This window comes from Streptomyces sp. DSM 40868, from assembly GCF_011820545.1.
In the GTDB taxonomy this organism is placed as follows: Bacteria; Actinomycetota; Actinomycetes; order Streptomycetales; family Streptomycetaceae; genus Streptomyces; species Streptomyces eurythermus.
Window position 1 is genome coordinate 6,307,391 of record NZ_CP050504.1, and the last position, 16,461, is coordinate 6,323,851.

Annotated in this window: 10 protein-coding genes and 1 pseudogene; 8 read left to right on the top strand and 3 right to left on the bottom strand. The window is 75.1% G+C overall.

Annotated elements, in window-relative coordinates:
• Positions 1 to 109 precede the first annotated feature (109 nt).
• The 5 genes from HB370_RS28805 to HB370_RS28825 all read left to right on the top strand — a co-directional run bounded on the left by HB370_RS28805 (position 110) and on the right by HB370_RS28825 (position 6,750).
• Positions 110 to 403, top strand: coding sequence for a DUF503 domain-containing protein (locus HB370_RS28805; RefSeq protein WP_030784857.1), 294 nt, complete (start codon positions 110 to 112; stop codon positions 401 to 403).
• A gap of 52 nt (positions 404 to 455) precedes the next feature.
• Positions 456 to 914, top strand: a complete 459-nt coding sequence (gene rbfA, locus HB370_RS28810) for a 30S ribosome-binding factor RbfA (RefSeq protein ID WP_030784855.1) — start codon at positions 456 to 458, stop codon at positions 912 to 914.
• Positions 911 to 1,816: a tRNA pseudouridine(55) synthase TruB gene (gene truB / locus HB370_RS28815; RefSeq protein WP_030784853.1), complete on the top strand. Its 906-nt coding sequence runs from the start codon at positions 911 to 913 to the stop codon at positions 1,814 to 1,816. The genes rbfA and truB overlap by 4 nt, the downstream gene beginning before the upstream one ends.
• A gap of 294 nt (positions 1,817 to 2,110) precedes the next feature.
• Positions 2,111 to 5,620: a trypsin-like peptidase domain-containing protein gene (locus HB370_RS28820; RefSeq protein WP_167513044.1), complete on the top strand. Its 3,510-nt coding sequence runs from the start codon at positions 2,111 to 2,113 to the stop codon at positions 5,618 to 5,620.
• A gap of 182 nt (positions 5,621 to 5,802) precedes the next feature.
• Complete coding sequence (locus HB370_RS28825; protein WP_030784849.1) at positions 5,803 to 6,750, top strand: bifunctional riboflavin kinase/FAD synthetase; 948 nt, start codon at positions 5,803 to 5,805, stop codon at positions 6,748 to 6,750.
• 96 nt (positions 6,751 to 6,846) lie between these two features.
• On the opposite strand, the pseudogene HB370_RS28830 reads toward HB370_RS28825, so the two are convergent.
• From HB370_RS28830 to eccE, 3 genes and pseudogenes are all read right to left on the bottom strand, one after another.
• Positions 6,847 to 10,264, bottom strand: a pseudogene (locus HB370_RS28830) (SCO5717 family growth-regulating ATPase).
• Between the two features lie 322 nt (positions 10,265 to 10,586).
• Positions 10,587 to 11,306, bottom strand: coding sequence for a hypothetical protein (locus HB370_RS28835; protein WP_244406057.1), 720 nt, complete (start codon positions 11,304 to 11,306; stop codon positions 10,587 to 10,589).
• 65 nt (positions 11,307 to 11,371) lie between these two features.
• A complete protein-coding gene (gene eccE / locus HB370_RS28840) occupies positions 11,372 to 12,709 on the bottom strand; it encodes a type VII secretion protein EccE (protein ID WP_078637564.1) in 1,338 nt (445 codons plus the stop codon).
• A gap of 197 nt (positions 12,710 to 12,906) precedes the next feature.
• Between eccE and eccB the strand changes: the two genes are divergently transcribed.
• The 3 genes from eccB to HB370_RS28855 are packed head-to-tail and all read left to right on the top strand — an operon-like array spanning position 12,907 to position 16,300.
• Positions 12,907 to 14,436, top strand: a complete 1,530-nt coding sequence (gene eccB / locus HB370_RS28845; RefSeq protein ID WP_030784841.1) for a type VII secretion protein EccB — start codon at positions 12,907 to 12,909, stop codon at positions 14,434 to 14,436.
• 11 nt (positions 14,437 to 14,447) lie between these two features.
• On the top strand, positions 14,448 to 15,692 hold the full coding sequence (mycP, locus tag HB370_RS28850; RefSeq protein ID WP_030784839.1) for a type VII secretion-associated serine protease mycosin: 1,245 nt from the start codon (positions 14,448 to 14,450) through the stop codon (positions 15,690 to 15,692).
• Entirely contained in the window at positions 15,692 to 16,300 is a 609-nt protein-coding gene (locus tag HB370_RS28855) for a hypothetical protein (protein ID WP_051815779.1), read from the top strand. The genes mycP and HB370_RS28855 overlap by 1 nt, the downstream gene beginning before the upstream one ends.
• Positions 16,301 to 16,461: the final 161 nt, after the last annotated feature.

Below are 16,461 nucleotides of genomic sequence, written 5' to 3' on the forward strand. Positions count from 1 at the left end.
CGGCACGGCGGCTCCGGGCGCCGGAAAACCCGGTCGAGCCGTCGCCGGGCACGGGGTAACGTGGCTCCAGGCCATCGATCCCGTACCGGCGGGTAAACCCGGAACGAACATGTACGTGGGGACTCTGTCCTTCGACCTCCTCCTCGGCGACGTCCACTCGCTGAAGGAGAAGCGCTCCGTCGTCCGCCCGATCGTCGCCGAGCTCCAGCGGAAGTACGCCGTGAGCGCGGCCGAGGTGGACCACATGAACCTCCATCGGCGGGCGGTCATCGGCCTCGCCCTGGTCTCCGGCGACGCGGCGCACCTCACCGACGTACTGGACCGGTGCGAACGGCTGGTCGCCGCCCGCCCCGAGGTGGAGCTGCTGTCGGTCCGACGCCGCTTCCACGGCGAAGACGACTGACGACGACCAGACCACAGAACGCAAGCAAGAAGAAAGAACGGGAGACGGACCAGTGGCCGACAACGCGCGGGCGAAAAGGCTGGCGGACCTCATCCGGGAGGTGGTGGCCCAGAAGCTGCAGCGCGGGATCAAGGACCCGCGGCTCGGCTCGCACGTCACCATCACGGACACCCGGGTCACGGGTGACCTGCGGGAGGCGACCGTCTTCTACACGGTCTACGGCGACGACGAGGAGCGGAAGGCCGCCGCGGCGGGCCTGGAGAGCGCCAAGGGCATCCTGCGCTCCGAGGTGGGCCGGGCGGCCCAGGTGAAGTTCACCCCCACCCTGACCTTCGTGGCGGACGCCCTGCCGGACACCGCCCGGACCATCGAGGACCTCCTCGACAAGGCCCGGCAGTCCGACCAGAAGGTGCGCGAGACGGCCACCGGCGCGACGTACGCCGCCGGTGCCGACCCCTACCGCAAGCCGGCGGACGACGAGACCGACACGGACGGCGACGCCACCGAATGACCCAGAAGCACACCACGCCCGACGGCCTCGTCATCGTCGACAAGCCGTCGGGCTTCACTTCGCACGACGTGGTCGCCAAGATGCGCGGGATCGCCAGGACCCGACGCGTCGGCCACGCCGGCACCCTCGACCCCATGGCGACCGGCGTCCTGGTCCTCGGGGTCGAGCGCGCCACCAAGCTCCTCGGGCACCTCGCGCTCACCGAGAAGGAGTACCTGGGCACCATCCGCCTGGGCCAGACCACCCTCACCGACGACGCCGAGGGCGAGATCACCTCGTCCACCGACGCCTCCAAGGTGACCCGGGACGCCATCGACGCCGGCATCGCCAAGCTCACCGGCGACATCATGCAGGTGCCGTCCAAGGTCAGCGCCATCAAGATCAACGGCGTACGGTCCTACAAGCGGGCCCGCGAGGGCGAGGAGTTCGAGATCCCCGCCCGGCCGGTGACCATCTCCTCCTTCGCGGTCTACGACGTCCGGGACGCGGTCGCCGAGGACGGCACCCCGGTGCTCGACCTGGTCGTGTCGGTGGTCTGCTCCTCCGGCACCTACATCCGTGCCCTCGCCCGCGACCTGGGCGCCGGTCTCGGCGTCGGCGGCCACCTCACCGCGCTGCGCCGCACCCGGGTCGGCCCCTACAAGCTGGACGCGGCCAAGACGCTGGACCAGCTCCAGCAGGAGCTGACCGTGATGCCGATCGCCGAGGCCGCCACCGCCGCGTTCCCGCGCTGGCAGGTCGACGCCAAGCGGGCCCGGCTGCTGCTCAACGGCGTCCGGCTGGAGATCCCCGAGGAGTACGCGGGCGCCGGTCCGGTGGCCGTGTTCGACCACGAGGGCCGTTTCCTCGCGCTCGTCGAAGAGCAGCGGGGCAAGGCCAAGAGCCTGGCCGTCTTCGGCTGAGGGGGGGCGGGACGCCGTAGCGGCCCTGCCCTGGCAGCGTGCCGTGGCCGTCTTCCGCGGCCGTCTGCCGTGGAGCGGCGGCCCGCCCGGGCCGGGCCCTGCCGCCGCTCCACGGTCCCCCCTCTTCCCCCTCCCTAAGGTTCTCCAACAGCCCCCGCGTATTCACCCGACCGGCCGGGCGCTCGGAGCGAACCGGGGGAGCGGAAGGGGGCGCGTTCAGGCGAGAACAGCCCCGCCGTGCCGCGCGTGCCTACCGTCGGGTCAGGGCACAGGGACGGGCGGGGAGGTACGGCCATGGCGGAACGGGGCCCGCGCACCGAAGGCGGGCGCCGGGAGCGGGAGGGACACGGGCGGCCGGAACCCGGCGCACCGGCCCGGACGGGCGGCTTGCCCGACGTCGTCCGGCCCACCGGCACCGACCCCGCCCTCGTACGCATCCACGACCCGGCCGGCCGCCCCCTCGGCCTCGGCTTCCTCGCCGACCACGAGGGCACCCTCCTCACCAGCCACGAGACCGTCGACGGCCGCCCCCGGCTGCTGCTGCACGCCCCTGGGGAGCGCACCCGCACGGTCACCGCCGACGCGGTCACCCCGCTGCCCCGCCTGGGCCTCGCCCTGATCCGCACCGAGGGCCTCGGCGCGGACCCGCTGCCGCTGACCGTACGGGACCGGATCGACGCGGGCACCTACGTACAGGTCGCCGCCGGCTGCTGGCGCCAGGCGCGGGTGCTGGCCGCCACCCGGGCCACGTACACCGCCGGGGACGGCCCTCACCTTCTCGAGGACGTACTGGAGCTGGCCATCGGCACGGCCGGCCGGGACGCGCTCAGGCCCGGTGGCGGCGCGGCCGGGGGACCGGTGTGCGACGCCCGCACCGGCGCGGTCGTCGGCGTCCTCGGCACCACCCTGAGCGCCGGCGGACGCGAGGCGGGCTTCGCCGTCCCGCTGCGGCCCGCCGCCGACGCCCTGGCCGCGCTCCTCGCCCGCAACGCGGCCACCGTGCCCGCCTACGGCGCCGACCTCAACCTCGCCGGCATCCTCCAGCTGACCACGACCTCCGTGGGCCAGGACGGCCCCCCGGGCGCCGCCGACCCGGTGGAGCGTCCCGGCATCGCGCGGGAGCTGACCGCCTTCACCGCCGGCGACCGGCCCGTACTCGGCCTGGTCGGCGCCCCGGGCAGCGGCAGTACGACGCAGCTCGCGGCCCTCGCCGCCCGCCGTGCCCGGGGTGAGCGGCCCGCGCCCACCCTGTGGCTGCGCGGCGCCGACCTGGCGGCCACCGACGGCTCGGTGGCCGACGCCGCGCGCCGCGCCCTGGCCCGCGCCACCCGGATCGTCGCCGCGTCCCGCGCCGTCCGCCCCGAGGACCTGGGCGACGTCACCCCGGAGCACCTGGCCCGGCTCGCCGCCCGGGCCGGCCGCCCGCTGCTGCTCCTCCTCGACGGCCCCGAGGAGATGCCCCCGGCCCTCGCCCACCGCCTGCCCGAGTGGACCCGCGGCACGGCCGACTGGCTCCACGACACCGGGGCCCGCCTGCTGGTCGCCTGCCGCGAGGAACACTGGGAACGCGCGGGGCGGGCGTTCCCCGAAGACCTGCTCCACACGCCCACGCTCGAGGAAGGCCCCGCTCCCGCCGCCCCCTTGCCCCCCTGCCTCCCCATCGGCGACTTCACCGCCGACGAGGCGCGCCGGGCCCGCGCCCGGTACCTCCTCGCGGACGGCGTCCTCGCCGAGCGGGACGCCCGGCATCCGCTCACCCTCCGGCTGCTGTCCGAGGTCCGGGCCGCCGCCCCGGCCGCCCCGCTCGCCGGGCCCCTGGACCGCTACGACGTCTTCGCCGCCTACCTCGACCTGGTGTGCCTGCGCGTCGCGGTCCGGCTCGCCGTCGCCGGCGGGCTGCGCGGTACGGCCGTACGACGGCTCGCCGCGCGGGTGGCCGGGCAGGTGCACGAGGCGGCCCGGCGCAGCCTCGGCCCGGGGCAGGGCGAACTGGACCGGGAGTCGTTCGAGGCCGTGTTCCCCTGGGGACCCGCCCCGGCCCGCCTCGGCGCGGGCACCGGCTGGGCCTCCGCCGTCCTCGCCGAGGGCCTCCTCGTGCCGGCCGGCGGCGGCTACCGCTTCGCCCACGAGGACCTGGCCGACTGGCTGCACGGCATGCACCTGGACCTCGACGAGGCCCTGCGCGCCCTGGTGCACTCACCCGGCGAGCGGCCCGAGGGGGCTCGCCCGGTCCCGGTGCCGCACCACCGTACCGGCCCCGTCGTCCAGGCTCTGCTGCTCCTCGCCCGCCAGCACGGCAGCCGCCAATTGGGCGCGCGGTTACGGGAGTTGGCGGACGCCTTGGAGTACGACACCGGCTCCTGGTGGGCCGCCCGGCTGCTCGCCCGTACCCTGCTCCAGGTCCCGGACGCGACGCCGTACACCGACGTGCTGCGGCTGCTCGCCGACCGGGTCGCCGCCTGGCGCCAGGACCGGCGGCCGGCACCGGCCGAGTTCGGCCCCGCCTTCTGGACCGCGCTGCCCCTCCCCGGCACCGAGCGCCTGGACCTGCTGCGCCGTCTCCTGCCGGCCGACCCCGCACCGTCCGCGTCGGCCCCCCGCTACCTGGACGCCGTCGCCGGACTCCTCGCCGCCGCACCGGAGGCCGTACAACCCCTGCTGACCCGCTGGTTCACCGACGAGCGCCCGCTGCCCGCGACCCCGCACGCCACCGTGGCCACGGCCGCGCAGGCGCTGCTGCACACCCACCGGCACCGCGCCCCGGACGACCTCACCGAGGTCCTGGTGGACTGCCCCCACCCCCGCGCGGAGGAACTGCTCGGCGCCCTCGCCGAGGACGAGCCGTCGGCCGTCTGCCGGGCCGTGGACCGCTGGGCGCACGACGAGCGCCCCGCCCGCCGGGCCGCGGCCGTCACCCACGGACTGCGCCCCGCCCCCCACGTCCGTACGGCGGCGGACCGCGCGCTGCTCGGCCGCGCCGCCCTCGCCGTGCTCGCCCGCCCCGCCGACCACGCCCTGCACGGCGCCGCCCGCGCCGTCCTGGTCCACGACCCGGACACCCGCGACCGCCATCTGCCCGCGGCCCTGCGCCACTTCGCCGACGGCGACCCGCGCATCCCGCCCGGCGCCCTCCTCCCGGCCCTGACCACCCACCCCGAACCGGTCCTGGACGCCTTCCGCGCCCGGCTGCGCGCCCCCGAGGACGCCGACCTGCGCACCCTCACCGAGATCACCTCCCCGGCCCTCGCCCGGCCGGTCGCCGCGCTGCTCCAGGAGGCGGTGCGGCTGCGCCCGGAGACCGCCGGGCGCCTCGCCCGCCCCGTCGACCCCCGGCTCGGCCTCGGCGCCGCCGCGCGCCCCGTCCTGCTGCCGCTGGTCACCGCCCTGCTCGACGGCGGCCCGGAACCCCTCCGGGCCTGCGTCGCCACCGTCCTGGCCGGCGCCGGCACGCCCGCCTCCCGTCCGCTCCGCCGCGAGCTGCTGGAGTTCCTGCTCGAGCGGGAGCGGGACCCGGCCGTCCTGGACGCCGTCCTGCGCGCGGCGGTGGCCCGGGACGACGCCGGGGCGGGGCCGGGGGAGGAGGCCCGGGACCTGGTCCACCGCATCGGCCTGCTCCTCGTCCGCACGCCCGAGGGTGCCGCCCGCTGCGACCGGGGCCTGTCCGACCTCGTCCGGCACGTGCCCGGCTTCGCCACCCGCCTGGCCCGCTGGCTGACCGACGCCCCGGACGACTGGGCCGCGCTGACCGGCCCCGGCACCCGCCGCATGATCGAGAACCTGGCGGGCGTGCGCGTACCGGCGTGAGGAGCGAACCCGTACCGGCCTGGGCGGATACGGGGCATACGCGCACCGCCCGGGCGCCGCCGCGACGTGCGCCCCGTCACAGCCCCCATGCCGATGCTGGCGCGGAGCACCCGGCATGGCACCCTTAGACCTGCACAACGAGGTCAGGACAGACACGGACAAGGGTTCGAGGAGCGGTCACAGTGCAGCGCTGGCGTGGCTTGGAGGACATCCCCCAGGACTGGGGGCGCAGCGTCGTCACCATCGGTTCCTACGACGGCGTCCACCGCGGCCACCAGCTGATCATCAAGCACGCCGTCGACCGCGCCCGCGAACTGGGCGTGCCCGCCGTCGTCGTCACCTTCGACCCGCACCCCAGCGAGGTGGTCCGCCCCGGCAGCCACCCCCCGCTGCTCGCCCCGCACCACCGCCGCGCCGAGCTGATGGCCGAGCTGGGCGTCGACGCGGTCCTCGTCCTGCCGTTCACCACCGAGTTCTCCAAGCTGTCGCCCGCCGACTTCGTGGTGAAGGTGCTGGTGGACAAGCTGCACGCCAAGGCGGTCGTGGAGGGCCCCAACTTCCGCTTCGGCCACAAGGCCGCCGGCAACGTCGAGTTCCTCACCGAGCAGGGCAAGACCTACGACTTCGAGGTGGACGTCGTCGACCTCTACGTCACCGGCGAGGCGGGCGGCGGCGAGCCGTTCTCCTCCACGCTGACCCGCCGCCTGGTCGCCGAGGGCGATGTGGCGGGCGCCCGCGAGATCCTGGGCCGCCCGCACCGCGTGGAGGGCGTCGTCGTCCGCGGCGCCCAGCGCGGCCGCGAACTGGGCTTCCCGACGGCCAACGTCGAGACGCTCCCGCACACCGCCATCCCCGCCGACGGCGTGTACGCGGGCTTCCTGCACGCCCAGGGCGAGGCCATGCCGGCCGCCGTCTCCGTGGGCACCAACCCGCAGTTCGACGGCACCGAGCGCACGGTGGAGGCGTACGCCATCGACCGCGTCGGCCTCGATCTGTACGGGCTGCACGTCGCCGTCGACTTCCTCGCCTATGTGCGCGGCCAGGCGAAGTTCGAGTCGCTGGAGGCCCTGCTGGAGCAGATGGCCGTGGACGTGCAGCGCTGCCGGGAGATCGTGGCGGCGGAGCGGTAGTCCGCCGGCTCGCCGACGGTTCCGGCGACGGTTCTACGGCGCGAAAGGGCGGCCGGTGCGATGCGCACCGGCCGCCCTTTCACTTGCCCCTGCCCGCTACTGCTGGGGCGGAGCCTGCGGCGGCTGCTGGCCCTGGCCCGGGGCCTGGCCCGGGTACGGCTGAGGCTGGGCCTGCGGCTGCGGCTGCGGCTGTCCGGGCTGCGGGTAGCCGCCCGGCTGGGGCTGGCCCGGGTACGGCGGCTGCTGGCCCTGCTGCGGCGGGTAGGGCTGCTGCGCCGGGGCGTACGGCTGACCGGGCGCCTGCGGGTACGGCTGACCGGGTGCCTGCGGGTAGGGCTGGCCCGGTGCTTGCGGGTACGGCTGGTCCGGTGCCTGAGGCGGCTGGCCCGTGCCGTACAGCTGCTGGCCCGGCACGGCCTGGCCCGGCATCGGCGGGGCGGCCACCGGCGGCGGGTTGCCGTCGCTCGTCCACAGTCCCTGTGCCTGCTGGTGCCGGGTGAAGTCCTCGGCGACCATCGCGGCCAGGTTGAAGTACGCCTCGCGGGTCTTCGGCCGCATCATGTCCAGGTCGACCTCGGCGCCGGCGGCCAGGTGCTCGTCGAAGGGCACGACGATGACCCCGCGCGTACGGGTCTCGAAGTGCGCCACGATGTCCTCGACCTTGATCATCTTGCCGGTCTCGCGGACCCCGGAGATCACGGTCAGGGACCGGGAGACCAGGTCGGAGTACCCGTGCGCGGACAGCCAGTCCAGCGTCGTACTGGCACTGCTCGCGCCGTCCACCGAGGGCGTGGAGATGATGATCAGCTGGTCGGCGAGGTCCAGCACCCCGCGCATGGCGCTGTACAGCAGACCGGTGCCCGAGTCGGTCAGGATGACCGGGTACTGCCGGCCGAGGACGTCGATCGCCCGCCGGTAGTCCTCGTCGTTGAACGTGGTCGAGACGGCCGGGTCCACGTCGTTGGCGATGATCTCCAGGCCGGAGGGCGCCTGGGAGGTGAACCGCCGGATGTCCATGTACGAGTTCAGGTACGGGATGGCCTGGACGAGGTCACGGATGGTGGCCCCGGTCTCCCGGCGCACCCGGCGCCCGAGCGTGCCCGCGTCCGGGTTGGCGTCGATGGCCAGGATCTTGTCCTGCCGCTCGGTGGCCAGGGTGGAGCCGAGCGCGGTCGTCGTGGTCGTCTTGCCCACACCGCCCTTGAGGCTGATCACCGCGATCCGGTAGCAGGACAGCACCGGCGTGCGGATCAGCTCCAGCTTCCGCTGCCGCTCGGCCTCCTCCTTCTTCCCGCCCAGCTTGAACCGGCCGCCGCCCGCGGCGGGCCGGCCGCTCTTCGCCTTCTGCCTCTTGTTGTTGAGCAGCCGGTCCGAGGACAGCTCCACGGCGGCGGTGTAACCGAGCGGCGCGGCACCGGGGTTGGTCGGCTGCCGCTGGTCGTGCTGCACGGGCTGCGGCCACGCCGCGCCGGACCGCGGATCGACCGGAGCCTGCGGCGCCCCGGACTCCGGGCCCTGCGGAGGCTGGGGGAAGCCGTAACCGCCGGGCTGGGCCGGCGGGTTGGGCATACCGGGCTGCGGGAAGCCGTAGCCGTTGGGCGGGGTGGGGCCGTTGGGGTTCGGCGGGGTCGGGCCGCCGGGGGCCGGCTGGGGTGCCGGGGGCTGGGGGAAGCCGTAACCGCCAGGCTGGGCCGGGGAGTTGGGCGCCCCGGGCTGCGGGAAGCCGTAGCCGCCGGGCGGAGTGGGACCGTTGGGGACCGGCTGGGGACCGGCGGCCGGCGCGGCGGGCTGGTTCGGCTGGCCGGGGTGGCCGGGCTGACCTTGGTTGCCGGGCTGACCGGGGGTGTGGGGCTGGTCGGGGTTGTTCGGCTGCTGCCACGCGGCGGGCGCGGGCTGCGGGGCCTGCGGCTGGAACGGCGGCTGCGCACCGGGCGCACCGGCCGGGCCCTGCCCTGTCCGCCGGCTGCGGCTGCTGACCCGGCATCGGACCGGGCTGCTGCGGCCACTGGGCGGCGGGCGCGGGAGCGGCGGGCTGGTACGCGGGCGGCAGCGGGGGCACCCCGTTCTGCGGCGCGGGCGGCGGCGTCCAGCCGGGCTGGGCCCCCTGCGGAGCCGGGGGAGCGGGCGGCGCGGCGGCGTACGGGGCACCGGGGGCGGGCTGGGGGGCGCCGGGCTGCGGGTTAGCCGGGGGCGGCGGGAAGCCGTAACCCCCGGGCTGGGGCACACCGGGCTGCTGGGGCGCGGGGGACGGCGGGAAGCCGTAGCCGCTGGGCTGCGGGGTCACCGGGGGCTGGGGGAAGCCGTAGCCGCCGGGCTGGGGAGCGGCGGGCGACTGGGCGTCCGTGAGCTGCTGGGAGGCGTCACTCGAGGCATCGGCGGCCGAGGCGCCGTCACTAGCGGTGCCGTCGCCCGGGGTGCTGTCCTTCGGCGTGCCGTCCTCGGGAGTGCTCTGCTGCTCGGTGGTGCCCTGGGCCGTACCGTCCGCCGGTACGGCGTCCGAGGGCGCCGAGGCTTCGGTCCGCTCGGAGTCGGCGGCGCCCTCTCCGGCGCCCCCCTCCTGGGCGGCCGCCTCGGCGGGCTTTCCGTCCGTGTCCTCCTCCGTCACGGAACCGTCGGCGGCGGACTCCGAGTCCCCCTGACCGGTCTCGCCTTCCTCGGACGGGGAATCACCCGAGACACCAGCGTCCGCCGACGCACCAGCGCCCGACGTCCCACCGGCGTCGGAGGCGTCGGAGTCCGACGCTACGGTCTCCGAGCCGGCGGTCCCTGCCGCCACGCCCTCGCCGTCCTTCCGGTCCCCGGAATCCCCGGCACCCGCCCCCTCGGCCGAACCGCCGGCGCCGTCGGCCGGCTTGACCTCGGCCGCCACGCGCTCGGCGAACTCGGCCATCTCGCGCTTGAGGGCGGCCGCGGAGAACCGCATGGTCGCCCCGCTCTCCAGGTCCCCGTTGTCCGTCTCCGGCTCGACCGAGGAGGGGGCGGCCGACGCCTCCTGCCCGGCCGACTGCGGCTGCTGCGGCTCGAAGCCCTCGGGCAGCCGCGGCATCGGAACCGGGCTGCCGGCCGGCGGCGCGGGCTGCGCGGGCGGGGCGTACGACGCACCCTCAGGGGCGTAAGGCGCCCCCTGCGGAGGCGTGCCCGAAGGCCCCTGCGCGGGAGCGGGCGGCGGATACGCGGTCCCCTGCGGCGGACCGAACGGAGCGCCCGACGGCGGAGCGAACGGAGTGCCCTGCGCGGGCGTGCCCGCCGGCTGGGCGGCCGGCGGCGTGGCACCAGGGGCAGGAGCCGGGGCAGGGGCAGGAGCCGGCGGGCTCGTCGGGAACGACGGCACCGCGGAGCCGGCCGGAGCGCCCGGATCCGCGGAACCGGTGAACCCGCTCGCGCCCCCCGACGTACCGGAGGCGTTCTGCGTGTACCAGGCGGGGGGAGCGTAGTCGATGGTGAACTCGCCGGTGGTCTCGACGGCCTCCGCGTCGGGCTGGTCATCGCCGGGTGTGTCCCAGCCCCCGCGCATCCCGTCCCGATCGCTGCTCACAATTCCTCCTGGTGTGGTCGAGCACCCTCATGCCGTGCCGGGGCGACCATGTCGTGTCGTACCGAGTCGTCCGTAGTCGTTCGGGGCGGTCCGACTCACCGGACCTCCCCCCGGGACACCGACGCCCGGCCCACGGGTCCTGCCATCGCGCCCGCTCCCAGCCTAATCACCGGACGCCGCACCTCGGCAGGCCCGCCCGCCTCTCCGCGCCCGCCCGGCGGGCCGGTGCCCGCCCGAAGACGCCTCAACCGTCCCACCGGTCCACCAGGCCACCCGAACAAAAGGGACGGGCAAGGGCAGTTCAGTCCATCCTGCGCGGTGTGCCCAACAATCCGATCTCGGCGTCCGTGGGTTGCGTCAGCACGTACTGCCGGTCACGGTCGGTGCACCACAGGGTGACCCCGTCGGGCAGCGCGGGCAGGGACTCCACCTCGGTGCGCGACAGCCCCATCGTGCGCCCGAGTTCGGCCGCCTCGTCCGGCGAGACCCGCTGGATGCCGGCGAGCCGAGCCTGCCGCAGCAGCCGGGGCGCGACCGGGCTGAGATACGGCAGCAGTGTCAGCACCGACTGCCAGGGGCCGGAGACCACCCGGCCGCGCGGGGGCCGCATACCGCAGTCCCGCACCACCAGCACCGGCGTACCGGCGGAGGCACCCTGCGGCGGCACCCGCCCGACGTCGTACACGGACAGGCCGTTCTGCCCGCCGCCCATCGCGTGCACCATCTGCATCCAGGCCTGCGGCCGGCCGGTCTCCACGGCGACCCGGGCGCCGGTGGCGGCCGAGCGCAGCGCCAGTACCTGCGCGGTCCACAGGCCGCCGATCAGGACGACGTCGTAGGGCGTGGGCCGGTTGATGCCCAGCACGGCCGGCTGTCCCTCGGCGTCGACACCGGCCACCACCCCGTCGTCCCCGATGGGCAGGGCGAGCGCGTCCAGTTGCTGTACGGGCAGCCCGTGCCGGCCGTGCCGGGGCCCGATCAGGCCCAGCCCGTGCCGCAGCCGGTCCACCGTCCGCCGCAGCCCGGACGGCTCCTGGGTTCCGGGCGCCGCCTGGCCCGCCACCGGGGCGGTCGTCGGAATCGTCGTCACCGCGCACCTCCGAGGGGCAGAGTGGCCAGCATGCCGGGCAGCTGCTCGCGGTCGAGCCGGGCCAGCCCCGCACCGGACTGCCGGGCGGCGGCCTCCAGCGCGCGCCGCGCCGCCACGAGTTCGTCGTCACTGCGCCCGGTCACCCGCAGGTGCCCGCACAGCGACACCTCCTGCCGCTCCCCGGGCGCGAGCGTCAGACTGAAGGTGGTCGCCAGGGCCGGTATCGCCGTGACCCGGGCGACGAACTGGGGCAGGGACTCGGCCCGGCCGCCGCCCAGCGGGGGCCAGCGCCGCACCCAGTACGTGGTGTGCCGCCGGTTGTCACAGCGCCAGCTGCGCCCCGACTCCTCCGTGCGCCGCTCCCGGGTCTCGCTGCGCCCCGCCTCCGCGGTGACCAGCGGATTGGCGCAGGCCGAGGTGGCGAGGGCGGCGACCAGCTCCTCCTCGTCCAGCACCCGGGCGCGGAACCCGGCGCCGGTGAGCCGACTCGCCAGGTGGTCCGCGGCCCGTACGACGCACTTCTGCGCGCCCTCCAGCCCGCCGCCGCGCGCGGCCACGGCCTCCGCGCACAGCTCGGGATCCAGCTTCAGCGCGATCCAGGTGATGCGTACGGCCGGGGCGCCGGTCTGCTCCTGCAACGGGATGTAGTTGGCGACGGCCACCGACTGCTGGGGCAGGTGCAGCGCGGGCGCCGGCTGCGTGTGCAGCACGATCTGCGCGGACTCCAGGCGGATGCCGTCCACCTCCAGCGCGCCCCGCACCAGGCCCAGCGGCAGCGGCTGGCGGCTCCGTTCGGCGCGCAGCGCGGTCGCGTCGGCCTCCACCTGGAGCACGGCCGTGACGAACGTGCCGTCCCCGACGATGCCGACCGGCCGCCGGTCACGCGGGCCGTACGAGTACGTGCGCAGGGCCGGCTCGCACTCCACCGCCGGGACCAGTCCGGGCTCGGTGCCCGGCGGTATCGGGGTGTTCGCGGCCCGCTTCTGCCGCGCCCGCAGCTCCCGCGCGGTGGCGAGCCACTCCGGCAGGGACCGGCCCCGCCGCCGTACGAAGGCCAGCAGGAGCAGCACCAGCGCCACCACCGCCGCGGGCACCAGGGCCGCCATGCCGACGGCCCAGCCGACGAGCAGCACGGCCGCCGCCAGCTCCACCAGCACAAGCCGTTGCAAACGGAACGACCCGGCCTGGCCCGGCCGTTGCCTGAGCCCGGGCGTGACCTGCTGGCGGTCCGTGCCGCGCCGGGCGGACGCGGCGCGCGGCGCGGACCCGGACCCGGCCGCACGGCCTCGTGCCGCCGACCGGCCGCGCGCTCGCGTCCGCGTTCCGGAAGCCATCACTGCATCCCCCCGATTTGCTCACAACTCGCTGGAACCAGGCCACTGAACAAGGCCCTTGAGGGCCCAGGTACCCTACCCGCTCCACGAGACCCGCTCCGTACCAGGCATAGTAGGGGCCGGGTCCGACAACGGAGGGCGGGGGAGCGTGGTCCCCGGGCGCGCTCCGCGTGAGTCACGGGGAGAAACAGGCACAGATGGCATCTCGGCGGGACCAACTCAACGCCTACACCTTCGCGAAGCGCCGCATGCTCGCGTCGTTCGTGCAGTCGTCACCGGATGCCTCCGACGAGGGAGCGCCCCGGCCGCTGCGCGCCATCCTGCCCGGCGCGATCGTCGGCGTGGTCGTGCTCGCGGCCTTCGGTGCCTGGGGGATGTTCAAGCCGACGGCCCCGCAGGGCTGGGACACCCCCGGACAGAAGGTGATCATCGCCAGCAAGTCCACCACCCGGTACGTCGTCCTGAAGACCAAGGACAAGGTCCAGCTCCACCCGGTCCTGAACATGGCGTCGGCCAAGCTCGTCCTCGACACCCAGAGCGACGTCGACGTGGTCACCGTCGACGAGTCGGTCCTCGACAACGGCAAGATCCCGCACGGCGTCACCATCGGCATCCCCTACGCCCCCGACCGGCTGCCCTCCGGCAAGGAGGCCGGCGCGGCCAAGGAGTGGGCCGTGTGCGAGCGCCCGAGCGGCAGCGGCGGCTCCGTCCAGAAGGCCGCGTTCGTCCTCGCCGAACGGGACCGGGACAAGCTCCGCGGCGGCCGGCAGAAGCTGCGCGGCGGCGAACTCCTCTACGTCGCCACGCCGGACCAGAAGCAGTACGTGATCGACGCGCACGGCCGGGCCTACCCCGTGGACGCCGGCGACAGCCTGCTGCTCCAGACCATCGTGGGCGCCGACCGCACCCCGCAGCGGGTGACCAAGGAGTGGATCGACACCCTGCACCCGGGCGACCCGATCAGCTTCCCGTCGGTCACCGGGGTGCCCGGCGCCGCCGCGAACGCCCCCGGCCAGCTGGACGCCCAGGCCAACCGCGTCGGCATGGTGCTGCGGGCGCCCGTCAACGGCCAGGAGCAGTACTTCGTCGTCCTGCCCGGCCGGGTCGCGCCCGTCTCCGACTTCGTCGCCCAGCTCCTGCTGGCCAGCACGGACCTGGTGAGGCTCGGCCAGGCCGGGCACGCCCAGGAGGTCAGCGCGGGCGCCATCACCCGGGGCGAGCCGTTCGCCGCCGAGCACACCTGGCCCACCGAGAAGCCCAGCGCCGTCAACAACCCGGCCACGGCCGACGGCAGCCGCAACACCGTCTGCACCATCCTCAACCACGTCGACCCCGACACCGGCGCCACCACCCTGAGCACCTGGGCCGGCACCGACTTCCCCGCGGTGCTGCCCACCGGCTCCTCCAGCGCCTACGTCACCGCCGGCTCCGGCCAGCTCTACCGCCAGTTCCAGGGCCGGGAGACCAAGGCCGGCCCGGTCTTCCTGGTCACCGACACCGGCCTGCGCTACGCGCTGCAGTCCAACGACGACAGCGCCGGCGTGGACAAGGGCATCGGCGTCAGCGACAAGCAGCGCAAGCAGCTCCAGCAGGAGGCCAAGCTCGCGCAGACCCGCCTCGGCTACGCCGACGTGAACCCCGCGCCCATCCCCGCGCCCTGGTCCAAGTTCCTGCCGACCGGCCCCCGCCTGTCGACCGCGGCCGCCCGCCAGCCGCAGGGCTCCTGAGGGGTACGCCGATGACGTCCACGTCCCGTACCCGTACGACTCTCCTGGTGGCGAGCGCAGCGGTGACCGCCACCCTCCTGACGGCACCCGCGGCCACGGCGGACTCCGCCTCCGACCAGTGCACGTTCGACAAGACCAACCACAAGTACGCCGGCACGCCCTGGTCCCTGCAACGCGTCAACCTGGACGAGCTGTGGAACCAGTCCAAGGGCAAGAACGTCAGGGTCGCCGTCATCGACACCGGCGTGGACACGGCCAACCCCCAGCTCGCGCACGCCGTCGACGCGTCCTCGGGCGCCAACTTCCTGCCCACCAAGGACAAGAAGGGCCAGCCCCTCGACCGCGGCAACAACAAGGGCACGACCGACACCGTCGGGCACGGCACACGGGTGGCGGGCATCATCGCGGCCCGCCCCGTGAAGGGCACCGGCTTCGTCGGCCTCGCCCCCGAGGCCACCATCATCCCGATCAAGCAGAACGACGCGGACGGCAACGGCACGGCCGCCACCCTCGCCCAGGCGATCCGGCACGCGATCCGGGTCAAGGCCGACGTCATCAACATCTCCCAGGACACCGCCAACGCGGCCTCCCCGGACCCCGACCTCCAGCGCTCGGTGAACGAGGCCCTGGCGGCCGGCATCGTCGTGGTCGCCTCGGCGGGCAACGACGGCCTGGGCGGCAACCGGAAGAAGACGTACCCGGCGTCGTACCCGGGAGTCCTCGCGGTGGCGGCCTCGGACCGCAACAACGAACGCGCGGCCTTCTCCCAGTCCGGCGACTTCGTCGGCGTGGCGGCCCCGGGCGTCGACATGATCTCCACCGTCCCCAAGGGCGGCCACTGCCCGGACAACGGTACGAGTTTCTCCGCGCCCTACGTGGCCGGTGTGGCCGCGCTGATCAAGGCCAAGCACCAGAACTGGACGCCCCGGCAGATCGTGGCCCAGATCGAGCAGACCGCCGAACGCTCCATCGCCGGCCACGATCCCCTGGTCGGCTGGGGCGTGGTGGACCCGGTCCGCGCCCTCACCGAGGACGACCACCCGATAGAGACCCCGCACCCCGACGCGGGCCTCACCCACGCGGAGGCACCCACCCCCGCCAAACTCACCCTCGGCGAGACCCCACGCGAACGCACGGCCCGCATCGCGACCTACGTCGCCGTGGCCGTGGCGGTCCTGGTGGCGGGCCTGAGCGGCGGAGCGGTGGCGGTACGCGACGCCCGCCGCAGGCGCCGCGCCCTCCGGGAAGGCACCTGATGGGCACACTGGACGAACTGAACGTGCTGAGCCTCGTCCTGTCCGCCGTGCTGGTGGCCATGGCCTGCGTGAAGTCGGACCGGGTGCGCTCCTGGCGCGCGAACATCAACCCGTCGGCACCCGACCTGCCCGACTCCGCCTTCGTCGCCGCCCGAGTCCTCTTCCTGACCCTGGCGGGCATCGGCGTCTACACGGCCGTCCAGGGCTTCGGCGTCTCCGACGACGCCTCCTGGAGCGACGGCGAACTGACCAGCGCGGTCCGGCAGACGACCGACGACCTGAACGGCTACACCTTCCAGGCCGACGACGCGGGCACCCCGCTCGCGTTCCCCGACTACGCGTCCCTGATCGAGGACAAGGTCCTCGAGTACGGCGGCGGCGACGCCCCCGGCTACGGGGTGGCGGTGGACCCGGCCGACACCAACACGCCCGCGAAGGCATCCTTCACCGTCACCGCCGACGGCACGGACACCGCCTTCTGCACCCACCTCACCCGCATCCGCTCCAAGAAGGACGACTACACCCCACCGGGCATCACAGGCGGCGAGGGAACCCTGACCTACCAGGGCTACCGCCTCACCACATCCCTGGAAAAGGGCGAGTGCTGACGAAGACGGCTTCCACATGCCACCCGAAAGAGTGAGGGCACGGACGGGAGTCGCGTGCGAGGGCACCGGTGGGAACGGACCCTCTTCACGTGGCCTTCGGTGACTTCCGCCGGTGAAGTCGTGCCGGTCGTTACCGGGGCGATGTCCCTGACCGCGAGTTC

Bases quoted from the DNA above. Each gene is read 5' to 3' on its own strand.
- HB370_RS28805 (WP_030784857.1), top strand. From the start codon at position 110: ATGTACGTGGGGACTCTGTCCTTCGACCTCCTCCTCGGCGACGTCCAC.
- truB (WP_030784853.1), top strand. From the start codon at position 911: ATGACCCAGAAGCACACCACGCCCGACGGCCTCGTCATCGTCGACAAG.
- HB370_RS28820 (WP_167513044.1), top strand. From the start codon at position 2,111: ATGGCGGAACGGGGCCCGCGCACCGAAGGCGGGCGCCGGGAGCGGGAG.
- eccE (WP_078637564.1), bottom strand. From the start codon at position 12,709: ATGGCTTCCGGAACGCGGACGCGAGCGCGCGGCCGGTCGGCGGCACGA.
- eccB (WP_030784841.1), top strand. From the start codon at position 12,907: ATGGCATCTCGGCGGGACCAACTCAACGCCTACACCTTCGCGAAGCGC.
- mycP (WP_030784839.1), top strand. From the start codon at position 14,448: ATGACGTCCACGTCCCGTACCCGTACGACTCTCCTGGTGGCGAGCGCA.
- HB370_RS28855 (WP_051815779.1), top strand. From the start codon at position 15,692: ATGGGCACACTGGACGAACTGAACGTGCTGAGCCTCGTCCTGTCCGCC.